The following is a 14,035-nucleotide window of genomic DNA, read 5'->3' as shown; positions in this document are numbered from 1 at the left end:
TCCATGCGTCGTCATCGACGAGCCAAGATCGTTGCAACCGTTGGCCCCGCCAGCGATTCACCCGAGATGCTGAAAGCGCTGCTGCTGGCCGGCGTCGATACTTTCCGTCTCAACTTCAGTCACGGAACCCAGAGCCATCACGCCGAGGTTCATGCCGCGATCCGCGCGCTCGAACAAGAGGTCGGCCGTCCGATCGGCATCCTGATGGATCTGCAGGGCCCGAAGATCCGCGTCGGCACGGTGCGCGATGGCAAACTGACCGTCGAAGCCGGCGAGACGATCCGGTTCGTGCTGTCCGGATCGGATGGCGATCGCTCGGCGATCCCGCTCCCACACCCGGAGATCTTTGCGGCGGTGGCGCCCGGCCACGATCTTCTGATCGATGACGGCAGGATCCGCGTTCGGGTCAGTAGTCTCGGCAGCGATTTCATCGAGGCCAAGGTGATCGTCGGCGGCGTGATCTCCAACCACAAAGGCGTCAACCTGCCGGGGACGGTCCTCGATGTTTCGCCGCTCACCGCCAAGGACCGCTCCGATCTGGAGTTCGGGTTGAGGCTCGGCGTCGACTGGGTCGCGCTGTCCTTTGTGCAGAAGCCGTCCGACGTCATCGAGGCGCGCGGCCTGATCGGCGATCGCGCCGGCCTGATGACCAAGATCGAGAAACCCGCGGCGCTGGAGCGGATCGACGATATCATCCAGTTGTCCGACGCGATCATGGTGGCGCGCGGCGATCTTGGCGTCGAAATTCCGCATGAGGACGTGCCCGGCCGCCAGAAGGAGCTGGTGCGAGCCTGCCGGCTCGCCGTGAAGCCGGTGATCGTCGCGACGCAAATGCTCGATTCCATGATCAGCGCCCCGACGCCGACGCGCGCGGAAACCTCCGACGTCGCGACCGCGATCTATGACGGCGCAGATGCAGTGATGCTGTCGGCGGAATCGGCGGCAGGCCGCTACCCGCGCGAGGCGGTCGAGATGATGGATCGCATCATCCGCAGTATCGAGCACCACAAGATGTATCGCTCGATCATTGCCGCGACCCAGCCTAACGAGGAGCAGACCGCGCCGCATGCCGTGGCGACGGCCGCGGCCGATCTCGCCTCCGTGATCCACGCGGCCGCCATCGTGGCCTACACGTCAAGTGGAACGACTGCGGCCCGCGTCGCGCGCAAGCGGCCGAGCCTACCGATCCTCGCCATCACGCCGAGCCGGGAGGTCTCCCGCCGCCTGTGTCTGCTCTGGGGCGCGCATAGCGTGCTGTCCGACGACGTCCGCAGCTATGAGGAGATGGTCGAGCGCGCGACTGCGTTCGCGCTGGAGGAAGAATTCGCGTCGAGCCGCGATCTCTTGGTGGTCGTCGCCGGCATTCCCTTTGCGCAGGCAGGAACGACGAACAACCTCCGCGTCATTTCGCTGCCCTGAGGCGCGCACGACTAGACGTCGAAGAACACCGTCTCGCGGTCGCCCTGCAAATGGACATCGAAGGTGTAGACGTTGCCCGTCTGGCGCGTGGCGATCAGTGTCGCGCGGCGATCGGCCGGCACCTGCGCCAGCACCGGATCGCCGGCATTGCCGGCTTCGTCGTCGAAATAGATCCGGGTGTAGAGATGCAGCAGCATGCCGCGCGCGAACACCGCGAGCAGGATGTGCGGGGCCTGCGGCTTGCCGTCGGGGTCGGGCACCGAGCCCGGCTTGATGGTGTCGAACGCGTAGCCGCCGGTCTTGTCGGTGCCGCAGCGGCCAAAGCCCTTGAACGACGAATTCGGCAGCGCGCGCGTGTCCTGCGGATCGGAGAAGCGGCCCTGGGCGTCGGCCTGCCAGATCTCCAGCATGCAGTCCACGACCGCCGCGCCGTCGCCGTCAAAAACCTTGCCCTCGACGCGGATGCGCTCGCCGGAGACGTCAGGCGTCAGCAAATTGTTGGTGAAGGCGTCGTTCCACTCGTATTCGCCGTTCGGGGTCAGGCCGTATTTGAAATAGGGACCGACGGTTTGCGATGGGGTCACTCCATCAGGACGCTGGTTCGACACGTTACTTGGTCTCCATCGGCGTGGCGCTACGCCCGCGCAGCACGATATCGAAGCGGTAGCACAGCGCCCATTCCGGCTTGGTGTTCTCGAGATCGAACGACGACACCATCCGCATCCGCGCCTTCTCGTCGGTCACCGAGTTGAAGATCGGGTCGAACGGAAACAGCGGGTCGCCGGGGAAATACATCTGCGTCACCAGGCGCGACACGAAGGAATGGCCGAACACCGAGAAGTGGATGTGCGCGGGCCGCCAGGCGTTGTGGTGATTGCCCCACGGGTAGGCGCCGGGCTTGATGGTGATGAACTTGTAGTAGCCGCTGGCATCGCTCTGGGTGCGGCCGGCGCCGGTAAAGTTGGGATCGAGCGGCGCCGGATGCTGGTCGACGACATGGACGTAGCGGCCGCAGGCATTGGCCTGCCACAGCTCGACCAGCGTGTTCGGCACGCCGCGGCCGTCCTCGTCGAGGACGTGGCCGTGCACGATGATGCGCTCGCCGAGCGGCTCGCCCTTGGCCTGGATGGTGAGGTCGTTGTCGTGCTCGCGCACGGTCTCATGACCATAGACCGGTCCGGTGAGTTCGGAGAGCGTGTGGCGGATCGGGATCAGCGGCCTCGAGGGCGAACGCTTTAGCGCGCTCCGGTACGCGGGAGACAGACGCGCGGGGTGCACGCCGGTCGAAGCGAGCGGATAGATCAATGTCATGTGCCTTCTCCCGCCGGTCCGGTGACGCCGGCCGCATCACCGGGCTGTGCTTGCGCGTCAGTTCGGCGCCTTGAAGTCGTACGAGATGCGTCCGGCCGGCAGATAGAACAGGGCAATCACCGCGCCGCCCCTGACCTCGGGATAGTGCCGGCTGCCGGGATCCGGCGCGGTCCAGCCCGGGCCCTGCCATCCCTGCAGTCCCTTCAACTCGGCGCCCGCATCGAGGGGAACGACGAGATTGAGCTCGCCATAGGGATGGCCGTGATACTGCCCGCGCAGCACGTCGTGATCGTCCTCGTCCTTGAAGCGGCGCGGATCGGCGCTGTTCATGTAAACCGCGGTGATGCTGAACTGGAATGTCTCCGCGGTCGGCTCGAGGATACGGCTGCGCCGATAGTTCGGGCCCTCGACCTCCTGGTTCGCTGCCCAGCCTTCCTCGACCCCGGCCTTGATGAGGCGCGCGAGATCCTGATAGAGCGCACTATTCTCTCCGTACGTCTCGTTGAGCCATCGCTCCATCGTCGCGCCCGGCGTCATGTCCTTGACTTCGCGCAGAAACGGAATGCTGCGCTCGATAAGCTGTTCCCGGCTTCCCATGGTTTTCTCCTATTATCCGGCCTGATCTTCGAAACCCTTGAAGGACGCGAATTCCTCCACATCTGCGCGCGGCATCAAGCGCTCTCGCCCCGGCTCACTGGGGTGCCCCATCGAGATGCCGCAGGCCACCATCTGCTCCGCGGGGATCGACAGCATCGGACGCAGGACGCGGTGATACTTGGCGAGCGTCTCCTGCGGACAGGATTGCAAGCCGCGGCCCACCGCCGCCAGCATCACGGTCTGGATGAACATGCCGAGATCGAGCCAGCTTCCCACCGCCAGCCGGCGATCGATGGTGACGATCAATCCGAGCGGCGCATCGAAGAACGCAAAGTTCTTCGCGGTCTGCCTGCTCCGCGCCGCAGCGTCGCTTTGCGCAATCCCGAGCGAGCCATAGAACAACCGCCCGAACTCCTGGCGGCGGCCAAGATACGGCTCGGGGAAGTCGCTGGCGTAGTATTGATACTCGGAAACGTGCTCGCTCGCCTCCCGCTCATACGCCTGCAGCAGGGCAGCGGACACCTCGGTCTTGGCCGCGCCCGCCAGCACGTAGACGTGCCAGGGCTGGATGTTGGCGCCGCTCGGCGCGTACCGCGCGACGCGCAGGATCTGCTCGATGGTCGATCGCGACACGGGACGGCCGGAGAACTGACGGCACGACAGGCGGCCGGCGATCACCTCGTCGATCGGCGTGCGTGCAACATCGCGCTCCGCGCCGCGATCGTTCACGACTTCTTCAAGAATGGGCATCCGCCATCCTCCATCGGCTTGAAGGCTTCCTCGCCGGGAATCGTCGCCAGCAGCTCGTAATAGTCGAACCGGTATTTCGACTGCTCCGGAGACTTGACGCGGAACAGGTACATGTCGCGCACCAGCCGGCCGTCCTGCCGGATCTTGCCGTTGCGGGTCATGAAATCGTTGACCGGCAGCTCGCGCATCTTGTCGGCAACGGTCGGCCCATCGAGGGTACCGGCGGCCTCGACCGCCTTCAGATAATGCATCACCGCGCCGTAGGTGCCGGCATGGATCATGGTGGGCACCTTCCCGGTCTTCGCGATGAAGCGCTTCGACCACGCGCGCGTTTCGTCGTTGAGGTCCCAGTAGAAGGCCGAGCTCAGCATCAGGCCCTGCGCGCTCGGCAGCCCGAGACTGTGGATGTCGGCGATGAAGACGATCAGGCCGGCGAGCTTCTGGCCGCGCGTCACGCCGAATTCGCCGGCCTGCTTCACCGCGTTGATGAAATCGCCGCCGGCGTCGGCCAGCGCGATCACGTCGGCCTTGGAGGCCTGCGCCTGCAGCAGGAACGACGAGAAATCCGGCGTGTTGATCGGATGCTTCACCGCGCCGACCACCTTGCCGCCGGTGGCATCGATCACCTTGCGGCTGTCGGCCTCGAGCTGGGCGCCGAGCGAATAATCGGCCGACAGAAAAAACCAGGTCTTGGCGCCGAGCTTTGAGATCGCCTTGGTCGCGCCTTGCGACAGCGCATAGGTGTCGTAGGTCCAGTGGATCCCGGTCGGCGAGCACTCGTCGCCGGTCAGGCGGGAGGTGGCCGCCCCGGTGGCGAGAAACAGCTTCTTCTTGTCGCGCGTGATGCCCTGCACCGCCAGCGCAACCGCGGAATTCGGCACGTCGAGAATGGCCTCGACGTTCTCGTTTTCCAGCCAGCGCCGCGCGATCACGGAGCCGATGTCCGCCTTGTTCTGGTGATCTCCCGCGACGATTTGGATCTCGCGGCCGAGCACCCTGCCCTTGAAATCATCCACCGCCATCTGCGCCGCGACGACCGAGCCCTGGCCGCCATTGTCCGCGTAGAGCGACGACATGTCGGTCAGGACCCCGAGCTTGACGGGACCGTTCTGCGCGACGGCCGATGTCGCAGCCGCCACCAGCGTCAGCGCCAGTCCAAGCGACTTGCAGGTGGCCTTTCGGGCCGACCTCATCCAGGCTTTCATAGTCTCTCTCCTCCCAACCCGGTGGCGGCAATCATCGCCGGAATGCCGCGGAACGGAAGTGAAAGTCTTGCAGACTGATCCTGAACCGCCTTCAGATCGCGAGCGGCGGCAGCGGCTCGCCGGCCGGTTGCATCCACCGTCCGTCTGGCCTTAACTGCTCGTGATCGCAGCGATTTGCAGGGCGTTCGATCCGCCTCGACGGGGCTCTCATTGTGTCGGTTTCCTTCAAGACATTGGACCTCAACCTTCTGAAAGTGTTCGACGCCGTGATGGAGGAGCGCAGCGTGCTGCGGGCGAGCCAGAAGGTCGCACTGAGCCAGTCCGCGGTCAGCCACTGCCTTGCGCGGCTGCGTGAGATGCTCGACGACGATTTGTTCGTCCGCACCGCCACCGGCATGCAGCCGACCGCGCGCGCATTGACCATGGCCCCGCAGGTGCGAGCGGCGCTGCGCGCGCTCGAGGCGGCGGTCGAATTGCCGACCTTCTCTCCGGCGGCCTCCACCAAGCCGTTCACGCTGGCGGCCAACGATTTTACGACGATGGTGCTGGCGCCGCCGCTGCTGAAGATCCTGAGCCGGGAGGCGCCGGCGATCGACCTGACCATCAAGCCGGTGACGCGGATCGATCTTGCCGAGCAGATCGACCTCGGCCGCATCGATGTCGCGATCGGCGTGTTCTCGACGCCGCCGAGCCGCTTCCGCACCGCGCTGCTGTTCGAATATGACGACGTGCTGATCGTCGGCCGCAAGCGCAAGCTTGGCCGACTCGATAAGGCGAAGCTCGCCACCCTGCCGCTGGTCGTCGTCTCGTTCGGCGGCGAACAGGAGGGCGCGATCGGGGGCTTCATCTCCGAGCGTGGACTCGCCCGGCGCTCGGAGATGTATGATCGCGCGGCGCTGGAGCGGGCGCTGTCCGAGAGCGAGCGGCCACCGCGGATCGCGGTCTCGCTGCCGCATTTCCTGGCCCTGCCCGCGCTGCTGGTGGAGTCCGAGCTGGCGGCGATCGTCCCGCGGCCGCTGGCGCGCGCGCTGGAGCAGACGCATGCGATCACGACCTGCGAGCTGCCCTACACCACGACACCCGTCGAGGTCCGGCTGCTGTGGCACGAACGGGTCGCGGGCGAGCCGTCGCATGAATGGCTGCACGAGGTGCTGCGGCGCGCCACCGAAGAGCTCAGGCGCGGAGGCTGAGCCCTTTATCTCGCGGCCATCGTCCCCGATATCGGCACCCAGCGCTCGCCATCGAAGCGCTGCGGTCGGAGCGAGGTGATCAGGCGGTAATCGTCCGGGCTGGTGTTGACCGTGATGCCGGGAATCAAGCCGGGCAGCGCAACGTTCTTCAGCGCCGTGGCGTGCTTCATGATGTTCTGCCGCGAAACATCGTCGCCGCAGGCCTCGATCACCTTGGTCATCAGCACGGCGATGTTCCAGCCGGTGAAGTTGAGCTGATCCTCGATGTCGCCTTCCGGATAGTACTTCTTCATGAACGCCAGCCACTCCAGATACGCGGGATCGTTGGCCCATTCGGGGTCGCCCACCGTCTTGGTCGGCGTCGCCGAGATCGCGCCCCTGGCGTTCTCGAGCCCGGCCGGCTTCAGGATCGTCGGCACAAAATTGCTGCCGATCGGCAGCAGCTGCTGCGCACGCCAGCCGAGCTCGCCGGCCTTGCGGATCGCCTGCGAGGTGAACTTGCCCGTCGAGGCGTTGAGAAAGACGTTGGCGTTGCTGCTCGCCAGCGAGACCACCTGTGAATCGACGGTCGGCGACGTCACCTCGTAGGGCGCGGTGGCGACGATCTCGGCCTTGGGGTCGCGCCGCGCCAGTTCGGCCTTGAAGCTGCGGAGATATTCGCGGCCGTAATCGTCGTTCTGGTACAGCACGGCGACGCGTGATCCGGGCGTATGCTCGGCAACCAGCCGCGCGTAGATTTCGGCCTCGGTGCTGAACAGCGTCATTCCCGCGATGGTGTACGGGCTGGTCTTCGGATCGGCAAAACGATCGCTGGCCGCGAAGACGAACAGTTGCGGGATCTTCTTGCTGTTGAGATATTTCTGCACCGCCGCGTTCTGGGCCGTCCCCATGCTGCCGAAGATCGCCACCGCCTCGTCATTCTCGATCAGCCGGCGGGTCTGCTCCACTGCCTTCGGCGGACTATAGCCATCGTCGAGCGAGATCAGCCTGATCTTGCGGCCGTTGATGCCGCCGCGATCGTTGATCATCTGGAAATAGCGGGTCTGCACCTTGCCGACGGCACTGAGCGCTGACGCCGGGCCGCTATAGGGCATGGTCTGGCCGAGGATCAGTTCCGGCTCGGCCGCCATGGCCGAACCGGACGCAGCCAGTAAAGCTGCCAACAAAGCTACCGCGCGAAACCCTCGCATGCGTCCCTCTCCCGTGTTCTCTTACCTGGATTATTCTTCCTAGGAAGATAATTGTCAACCCCGAACGCTGGGCGACAAATGGCCGCTTGGTCGGCGCCTGCCACGGCAACTGGAGAGATACCAGAAACTTGCGGGGCGACACCTGAAATCGGCAGTGTTAGATTGCCCCGACGCATCATGCCGGCGCCGTTGGCACCGGGCGAAGGGGACGGGACGGAATGAAGAAGAGCAGCGCATCACGCCGCGCAGAACCTGCGATCAAGCAGCCGGCAGCGCCCGACAGTACGCTTTACGACGACATCGAGGCCGCCTGGCTGGAGCAGCGTCCCGATCTCGATCTCGCCGCCGCCTGCACCCTGCTGCGGCTGGAGCGCGTCAATCAGCTTCACGAGATGCGCCTGCAGGAGATCTCGAAGGCGGTCGGCCTGCAGACCGGCGAGCTCTATGTGCTGCTGGCGCTGCGGCGCTCGGGAAAGCCATACGAGCTGCGGCCGACCGACCTGTTCCGCGCCCTGCTCGTCACGTCGGGCGCCATGACCAAGCGGGTGGCGCGGCTGCAGGAAGGTGGCTTCGTGCTTCGCGTCTCAGCCAGCGATGACGGCCGCTCCGAGCTGGTCCGCCTCACGGCAAAAGGTCTTGCAACCGCCGATCGCGGCATTGCCGAGGTCGCGCGGGTCGTTGAAGGCGTCACCGAGGCGAGCGGCCTCACCAAGGCCGAGATCGCGATGCTCGATCGCTGCCTGCGCAAGCTGCTCGCCGTCAGAACCGTAAAGGCGAAGAGGTCGGGCCGGCTCGCGGCGGCAGATTAACGGCGACGTTACGCCACCGCCTTGGCCGATTTCAGCAGCGACCTGAGATCGAACGAGCTGTCTTCCACCTGCCCCGGCGTCGGCGAAATGCCCGCGGCGATCAGGCGCCGCGACACCATCTGATCGGCCGAATTATTGATGCTGTCGACCGCGACCAGCCTTTCTTGCCGGTAGCTGAACACGGAAAACCTGCCCGCTTCGATCGAGCCACGGATCACCGTTCGGCCACGGCGCCCGGCGTGCCCGACGATCTGCAGCTTGACGTCATGCTGGTCCGACCAGAACCGCCGCACGCTGTCGTAAGGCTCATGGCGATCCGCGATCGCAAGGCCTGCGGCCCTGCCTTGGTCCTCGGCATGCTGAACCGACTCCAGCCTGATCCAGCCCTCGGCAAACCGGCTGTAGTGATTGGCGCAGTCGCCGGCGGCATAGATGTCCGCGCGTGCAGTTCGACCGTGCTCGTCCACCACGATTCCATTGGTGCAAGTGAGCCCGGCAGCGCTCGCGAGTTCATCGTTTGCAATTCCGCCAATGCCGACGACGACAAGATCGGCGTCGAGGCGGATGCCGCTGTTCAGTTCGACTGCCGCAACGCGTCCACGGTCACCGATTATAGCGGAAATGGCTGCGCCAAGCCGAACTGTGACGCCCGCGCGGGCGTGCACATCGAGCAGGAAGCGCGAGATCCCCGGGGACACCGCCCGCTCCAGCAACCGGGGCGCGGCCTCGATCACCGTCACCTGCTTGCCGAGCTTCACCGCCGATGAAGCCACCTCGAGCCCGATGAAGCCACCGCCGATGATCACGATCTCGTTCGCTCGCCCGAGCCGCGCCTTGAGCTCGACGGCATCTGCGATCGATCGGAGATAGCAGACGCCGTCGAGCTCTGCCCCGCTGACACATATCCGCCGCGCCCGCGAGCCGGTGGCGATGACCAGCCTATCGAAGTCCAGCACCGAGCCGTCAGCTAGCGCCAGCCGTCCTGCATGGCGATCGATTGCGACGACGCGGTGCCCCAGCAGCAGCTCGATCCGCTTGCTCGCAAAGAAGGCCTCATCGCGCAGCACCAGGTTTTCTGCGCTGGCCTGATCAAGCAGAAATTCCTTCGACAGCGGCGGCCGCTGATATGGCAGCGACGTCTCATCAGCGACCACGGTCACCGGCTCGGCATAACCGGCATCGCGCGCCGCGAGCGCCGCCTGGATGCCGGCGTAGGATGCACCGATGACGACAAGGCCGCTCATGGCTTGAGATCTACCGCGCTGCCGCCGGCTGCTTCGAGCGCGGGGCCGCCGTCGAGCCGCACATAGACCTCGCCATCGCGGATCTCGACCGGAAATGTGGTGATGTCCTTATAGGTGCTTGACCGGCATTTGCCGCTGCGAACGTCGAACATCGCTCCATGCAGCGGGCACTCGATGACGTGGCCTTCGAGAAACCCCGACGACAGCAGGGCGAACGCGTGCGAGCAGACGTCGTCGGTTGCAAAGACCTCGTCGCCGACCTTGTAGAGCGCGACGCGCTGCTCGCCCAGCTTGAAGCCCAACGGCTCCCCCTCCTCCAGCTTCGCGGCGGCGCACAGATGCTTCCAGGTCATGGGCAATTCTCCTTGAGCCGAGGACATAGGCGCGGACACAACGTCCGCGCCCGGCGCTTGCGATCCGATCAGCGTGGAATCTGCCGCCAATCCTCGCTCGCTGAGGCCAGCCGCCCGCCGACCGCACGGATGTCCTTGTAGGACATGCTCTCACTCTGTCCGCTCCTCGGCGCCTTGCCGTTGATGAAACCGCGGACTTCGTCGAGCAGCTGGCGGCGCACCCTGACGATCGCCTGGTCCGCCGAACAGAGATATTCCTGCGAACGGTCGACGATCGGACCCATGCTGACCATCACCACGAAATCCTCGATGACGATTTCGTGGAAGCCGGTGCTGTTGCCGGCATCCATGATCTGCCGGTTCTGTCCCCAATTGTTGGCTGCATCGCCCGGCAGGCCGCCGGCCATCGGCCACTGGTTGGCGCGCTGCACCTTGCGCCAGGAGTCCACCGGTTTCTCGGGATTGTAGAAGATGTACCACTGGATCAGGTTTTCGTCGTCGATCGGCACCGCAATGATCGCGGTGCGATCCTGCTGCGGCCCGGAATAGATCGGCGCGATCAGCCCGTAATAGGGCATCACGAACTCTGTCACGCGCGCGAGGCACGATCCGTCCGGCGCGGTGCGCAGCGCCGCGGCGCGGAAGCCATAGGGCTTCTTCTCGAACTCATAGCCGACCTCGGTGTTGACGCGCGTCGCGCCGAAATCGGTCGCCGAGGTCGCGGTCGAGCTCTGGTGCAGCAGAGCGACGTGCGAGGAATCGATGGTGGCTTCGACGCCCTGCAGCCAGTTCGCGTTGAGCTCGATGCCGGCCGCGTAAACCTGCTCCGGCGGCAGATCCATCCATTCGAAATCGGGCGCCGGCGGCGCCGCGCCCTCGCCGAGCCAGACCCAGATCAGGCCTGCGCCTTCCCGCGTCGGATAGGCTTTCGCCTTCACGGTCTTGGCGAATTCCTTCGGGTTGTTCGGCTCGTTGGGGACATCGAGCACCGCGCCGTCGGTGCGGATCTTCCAGCCGTGGAACAGGCAGGTCAGCGAGCAGTCGTCGACCCGCGCCAGCGCCAGCGAGGCCCCGCGGTGCGGGCAGGCTTCGTCGAGGAATCCCACCGTGCCATCCCGGCCCCGGAACGCCACGAAATTGCGGCCGAACAGCTTGACCCGGACCGGCGCCTCACCCTTGCGCACGCGCACCGACAGCACCGCCGGCAACCAATAATGCTGCCGCAGCATCTTTCCCATCGGCGCATCGCCCGTGACGCGGCACAGCAACTCGTTCTCTTCCCTGGTGACCATCGCGAAACCTCCCTGATTGACGCCTCTGCCGTTCTGGACCTATTATCTTCCTAGGAAGATTATTGTCAAGTTATCTTCCATGGAAGCCAAATGGGAGATCGCACATGATTGGGGAACGCCTGAAGGACTGCATCGCGCTGGTGACGGGAGGCAGCCGCGGCGTCGGCAAGGGCGTGGCGATCGGCCTCGCCGAGGCCGGCGCGACCGTGATCGTCACCGCGCGCACACGCAGCAGCGGCGGATCGGAATGGCCCGGCTCGCTCGACGAGACCATCGCTGCGATCGACGCGGCCGGCGGCAAGGGCGTCGGCCTGCTGTGCGATCACGCCGACGATGCTTCAGTGCAAGAGGTCTTCGACCGCATCCGGCGCGACCATGGCCGCCTCGACGTTCTCGTCAACAACGTGTTTGCGGCGCCCAACGTGATGCCGGTCAACGTCCCGTTCTGGCAGGTCCCAACCTCGCTGTGGGACACCATGCATCGCGTCGGCCTGCGCTCGCATTTCGTCGCCGGCCAGTTCGCCGTCCCGCTGATGCTGCCGCAAAAGCGCGGCCTGATCGTCAACACGTCGTCCGGCGGCGGCGTCAGGTATACGTTCAACGTTCCGTTCGGCGTGCAGAAGTCGGGCGTCGACCGGATGGCGCGCGACATGGCGCACGAATTGAAGCCGTTCGGCATCGCCGCGGTTTCGATCTGGCCCGGCTATATCAAGAGCGAGAAGCTTGCGGCGCAGCCGGGTCGCGTGCCGCCCGCACTCGCAAAACTGATCGCCGAGCGCGGCGAGACGCCGGTGTTCGCCGGCCGCGCGGTGGCCGCGCTGGCGGCGGATCCGGACATGCTCGCCAAGACCGGCCAGATCCTGCTCGCCTCGGAGCTCGCGACCGAATACGGCTTCACCGATATCGACGGACGCGTGCCGCCGCCGCCGAGCCGCGATCCGGCGCCGCTCTCGGTGTTCGCGCCGGCCACCGCCCCTTGACCAAACAAGCGGCGCTGGTGCGCTCCGCTACTTAAGGCTCGGCAGGTCGAGGCCGTTGCTCCGCGCGCAGTCGATCGCGATCTCGTAGCCCGCATCGGCGTGACGCATCACGCCGGTGGCCGGGTCGTTCCACAGCACGCGCTCGAGCCGGCGCGCCGCCTCCGGCGTGCCGTCGGCGACGATCACCATGCCGGCGTGCTGCGAGTAGCCGATGCCGACGCCGCCGCCATGGTGCAGCGAGACCCAGGTGGCGCCGCTTGCGCAGTTGAGCAGGGCGTTGAGCAGCGGCCAGTCCGACACCGCATCCGAGCCGTCGCGCATCGCCTCGGTCTCGCGGTTCGGGCTTGCCACCGAGCCGCTGTCGAGATGATCGCGGCCGATCACGATCGGCGCCTTGAGCTCGCCGCGCGCCACCATCTCGTTGAAGGCAAGTCCGAGTCGATGGCGGTCGCCGAGACCGACCCAGCAGATCCGCGCCGGCAGGCCCTGAAACTTGATCCGCGCCTTGGCCATGTCGAGCCAGTTGTGCAAATGGCTGTCGTTGGGCATCAGCTCCTTGACCTTGGCGTCGGTCTTGAAGATGTCCTCGGGATCGCCCGACAGCGCCGCCCAGCGGAACGGCCCGACACCGCGGCAAAACAATGGCCGGATATAGGCCGGAACAAAGCCGGGAAAATCGAACGCCTGCTTCAGCCCCATGTCCTGCGCCATCTGGCGGATGTTGTTGCCGTAGTCGAGCGTCGGGATGCCCCGGGCATGAAAATCCAGCATCGCGCGGACGTGATCGACCATCGAGGTCTTGGCCGCGCGCTCGACCGCCTTCGGATCGGCCGCGCGCTTGGCTTCCCACTCGCCGAGCGTCCAGCCCTTCGGCAGATAGCCGTTGACCGGATCGTGCGCGCTGGTCTGGTCGGTGACGATGTCCGGCCGTACGCCGCGCCGCACCAGTTCGGGAAAGATCTCGGCCGCATTGCCGAGCAAGCCGATCGAGACAGGCTTCTTTGTCCCGGTCGCCTCGGCGATGATCGCGAGCGCTTCGTCGAGCGTTGAGGCCTGACGGTCGAGATATCCGGTGCGCAGCCGCATCTCGATCCGGCTCGGCTGGCATTCGACGGCGAGCATCGAGGCGCCGGCCATGGTCGCGGCGAGCGGCTGGGCGCCGCCCATGCCGCCGAGGCCCGCGGTAAGAATCCATTTGCCGGCCAGGCTGCCGCCATAGTGGCGGCGTCCGACCTCGACAAAGGTCTCGTAAGTGCCCTGCACGATGCCCTGGCTACCGATGTAGATCCAGGAGCCCGCCGTCATCTGGCCGAACATCATCAGGCCCCGGCGGTCGAGCTCGTTGAAATGATCGAGCGTCGCCCAATGCGGCACCAGGTTCGAGTTCGCGATCAGCACCCGCGGCGCGTCGGCATGGGTGCGAAAGATGCCGACGGGCTTGCCGGATTGCACCAGCAGCGTCTGGTCGCCCTCGAGCTTGCGCAAGGACGCCGCGATCCGGTCAAAGCTCTCCCAGTCGCGCGCCGCACGGCCGATGCCGCCATAGACCACGAGCTCGCTCGGACGCTCGGCGACGTCGGGATCCAGATTGTTCATCAGCATGCGCAGCGGCGCCTCGGTCAGCCAGCTCTTGGCGCTGATCTCGCTGCCGCGCGGGGCGCGAATGATGCGTTCGTTGTCCAATCGGCGATTCAT

The 14,035-nt window shown here is 65.8% G+C and carries 14 protein-coding genes; 4 read left to right on the top strand and 10 right to left on the bottom strand.

Features of this window, described 5'->3' with window-relative positions:
* Positions 1-3 precede the first annotated feature (3 nt).
* Entirely contained in the window at positions 4-1,419 is a 1,416-nt protein-coding gene (gene pyk, locus CI41S_RS01150) for a pyruvate kinase (protein WP_139857061.1), read from the top strand.
* A gap of 11 nt (positions 1,420-1,430) precedes the next feature.
* Here pyk and pcaG read toward each other — a convergent pair whose 3' ends face one another.
* Genes pcaG through CI41S_RS01125 form a run of 5 tightly spaced genes read right to left on the bottom strand, consistent with a single transcriptional unit; the run spans position 1,431 to position 5,270 of the window.
* On the bottom strand, positions 1,431-2,027 hold the full coding sequence (gene pcaG, locus CI41S_RS01145; protein ID WP_139857060.1) for a protocatechuate 3,4-dioxygenase subunit alpha: 597 nt from the start codon (positions 2,025-2,027) through the stop codon (positions 1,431-1,433).
* A gap of 1 nt (position 2,028) precedes the next feature.
* The gene (gene pcaH, locus CI41S_RS01140) at positions 2,029-2,730 is read right to left on the bottom strand and encodes a protocatechuate 3,4-dioxygenase subunit beta (RefSeq protein WP_139857059.1); all 702 of its coding nucleotides are present in this window, start codon (positions 2,728-2,730) and stop codon (positions 2,029-2,031) included.
* 57 nt (positions 2,731-2,787) lie between these two features.
* Complete coding sequence (locus CI41S_RS01135; RefSeq protein WP_139857058.1) at positions 2,788-3,327, bottom strand: 4-hydroxylaminobenzoate lyase; 540 nt, start codon at positions 3,325-3,327, stop codon at positions 2,788-2,790.
* Positions 3,328-3,339: 12 nt separating this feature from the next.
* Positions 3,340-4,077: a nitroreductase gene (locus tag CI41S_RS01130; protein WP_244626372.1), complete on the bottom strand. Its 738-nt coding sequence runs from the start codon at positions 4,075-4,077 to the stop codon at positions 3,340-3,342.
* The gene (locus tag CI41S_RS01125; protein ID WP_139857057.1) at positions 4,053-5,270 is read right to left on the bottom strand and encodes an ABC transporter substrate-binding protein; all 1,218 of its coding nucleotides are present in this window, start codon (positions 5,268-5,270) and stop codon (positions 4,053-4,055) included. The genes CI41S_RS01130 and CI41S_RS01125 overlap by 25 nt, the downstream gene beginning before the upstream one ends.
* A gap of 224 nt (positions 5,271-5,494) precedes the next feature.
* On the opposite strand from CI41S_RS01125, the gene CI41S_RS01120 reads away from it, so the two are divergent.
* On the top strand, positions 5,495-6,472 hold the full coding sequence (locus CI41S_RS01120) for a LysR family transcriptional regulator (protein WP_139857056.1): 978 nt from the start codon (positions 5,495-5,497) through the stop codon (positions 6,470-6,472).
* A gap of 5 nt (positions 6,473-6,477) precedes the next feature.
* On the opposite strand, the gene CI41S_RS01115 is transcribed toward CI41S_RS01120, so the two are convergent.
* Positions 6,478-7,662 carry an ABC transporter substrate-binding protein gene (locus CI41S_RS01115; protein WP_139857055.1) on the bottom strand — a complete coding sequence of 395 codons (1,185 nt, stop codon included), beginning with the start codon at positions 7,660-7,662 and terminating at the stop codon, positions 6,478-6,480.
* A gap of 218 nt (positions 7,663-7,880) precedes the next feature.
* On the opposite strand from CI41S_RS01115, the gene CI41S_RS01110 reads away from it, so the two are divergent.
* Positions 7,881-8,471, top strand: coding sequence for a MarR family winged helix-turn-helix transcriptional regulator (locus tag CI41S_RS01110; RefSeq protein ID WP_139857054.1), 591 nt, complete (start codon positions 7,881-7,883; stop codon positions 8,469-8,471).
* A gap of 8 nt (positions 8,472-8,479) precedes the next feature.
* Here CI41S_RS01110 and CI41S_RS01105 read toward each other — a convergent pair whose 3' ends face one another.
* The 3 genes from CI41S_RS01105 to CI41S_RS01095 all read right to left on the bottom strand — a co-directional run bounded on the left by CI41S_RS01105 (position 8,480) and on the right by CI41S_RS01095 (position 11,360).
* Complete coding sequence (locus CI41S_RS01105; protein WP_139857053.1) at positions 8,480-9,715, bottom strand: NAD(P)/FAD-dependent oxidoreductase; 1,236 nt, start codon at positions 9,713-9,715, stop codon at positions 8,480-8,482.
* On the bottom strand, positions 9,712-10,068 hold the full coding sequence (locus tag CI41S_RS01100) for a non-heme iron oxygenase ferredoxin subunit (RefSeq protein ID WP_139857052.1): 357 nt from the start codon (positions 10,066-10,068) through the stop codon (positions 9,712-9,714). Before CI41S_RS01100 ends, CI41S_RS01105 begins: the two co-directional genes overlap by 4 nt.
* 68 nt (positions 10,069-10,136) lie before the next feature.
* Positions 10,137-11,360, bottom strand: coding sequence for a Rieske 2Fe-2S domain-containing protein (locus CI41S_RS01095; RefSeq protein WP_139857051.1), 1,224 nt, complete (start codon positions 11,358-11,360; stop codon positions 10,137-10,139).
* Positions 11,361-11,464: 104 nt separating this feature from the next.
* Between CI41S_RS01095 and CI41S_RS01090 the strand changes: the two genes are divergently transcribed.
* A complete protein-coding gene (locus tag CI41S_RS01090; RefSeq protein ID WP_139857050.1) occupies positions 11,465-12,340 on the top strand; it encodes an SDR family NAD(P)-dependent oxidoreductase in 876 nt (291 codons plus the stop codon).
* Between the two features lie 27 nt (positions 12,341-12,367).
* Here CI41S_RS01090 and hutU read toward each other — a convergent pair whose 3' ends face one another.
* Positions 12,368-14,035, bottom strand: coding sequence for a urocanate hydratase (hutU, locus tag CI41S_RS01085; RefSeq protein ID WP_139857049.1), 1,668 nt, complete (start codon positions 14,033-14,035; stop codon positions 12,368-12,370).

Source organism: Bradyrhizobium ivorense (assembly GCF_900696085.1).
GTDB classification, from domain to species: domain Bacteria; phylum Pseudomonadota; class Alphaproteobacteria; order Rhizobiales; family Xanthobacteraceae; genus Bradyrhizobium; species Bradyrhizobium ivorense.
Note: the sequence above shows the minus strand (reverse complement) of the source record. Positions and strands in the feature narration are given on the sequence as shown.

What these genes read in the sequence shown, in the direction of transcription:
- pyk (WP_139857061.1), top strand. Translation starts at nt 4, where the DNA reads ATGCGTCGTCATCGACGAGCCAAGATCGTTGCAACCGTTGGCCCCGCC.
- pcaH (WP_139857059.1), bottom strand. Translation starts at nt 2,730, where the DNA reads ATGACATTGATCTATCCGCTCGCTTCGACCGGCGTGCACCCCGCGCGT.
- CI41S_RS01135 (WP_139857058.1), bottom strand. Translation starts at nt 3,327, where the DNA reads ATGGGAAGCCGGGAACAGCTTATCGAGCGCAGCATTCCGTTTCTGCGC.
- CI41S_RS01130 (WP_244626372.1), bottom strand. Translation starts at nt 4,077, where the DNA reads ATGCCCATTCTTGAAGAAGTCGTGAACGATCGCGGCGCGGAGCGCGAT.
- CI41S_RS01125 (WP_139857057.1), bottom strand. Translation starts at nt 5,270, where the DNA reads ATGAGGTCGGCCCGAAAGGCCACCTGCAAGTCGCTTGGACTGGCGCTG.
- CI41S_RS01115 (WP_139857055.1), bottom strand. Translation starts at nt 7,662, where the DNA reads ATGCGAGGGTTTCGCGCGGTAGCTTTGTTGGCAGCTTTACTGGCTGCG.
- CI41S_RS01110 (WP_139857054.1), top strand. Translation starts at nt 7,881, where the DNA reads ATGAAGAAGAGCAGCGCATCACGCCGCGCAGAACCTGCGATCAAGCAG.
- CI41S_RS01105 (WP_139857053.1), bottom strand. Translation starts at nt 9,715, where the DNA reads ATGAGCGGCCTTGTCGTCATCGGTGCATCCTACGCCGGCATCCAGGCG.
- CI41S_RS01100 (WP_139857052.1), bottom strand. Translation starts at nt 10,068, where the DNA reads ATGACCTGGAAGCATCTGTGCGCCGCCGCGAAGCTGGAGGAGGGGGAG.
- CI41S_RS01095 (WP_139857051.1), bottom strand. Translation starts at nt 11,360, where the DNA reads ATGGTCACCAGGGAAGAGAACGAGTTGCTGTGCCGCGTCACGGGCGAT.
- CI41S_RS01090 (WP_139857050.1), top strand. Translation starts at nt 11,465, where the DNA reads ATGATTGGGGAACGCCTGAAGGACTGCATCGCGCTGGTGACGGGAGGC.
- hutU (WP_139857049.1), bottom strand. Translation starts at nt 14,035, where the DNA reads ATGAATCGCCGATTGGACAACGAACGCATCATTCGCGCCCCGCGCGGC.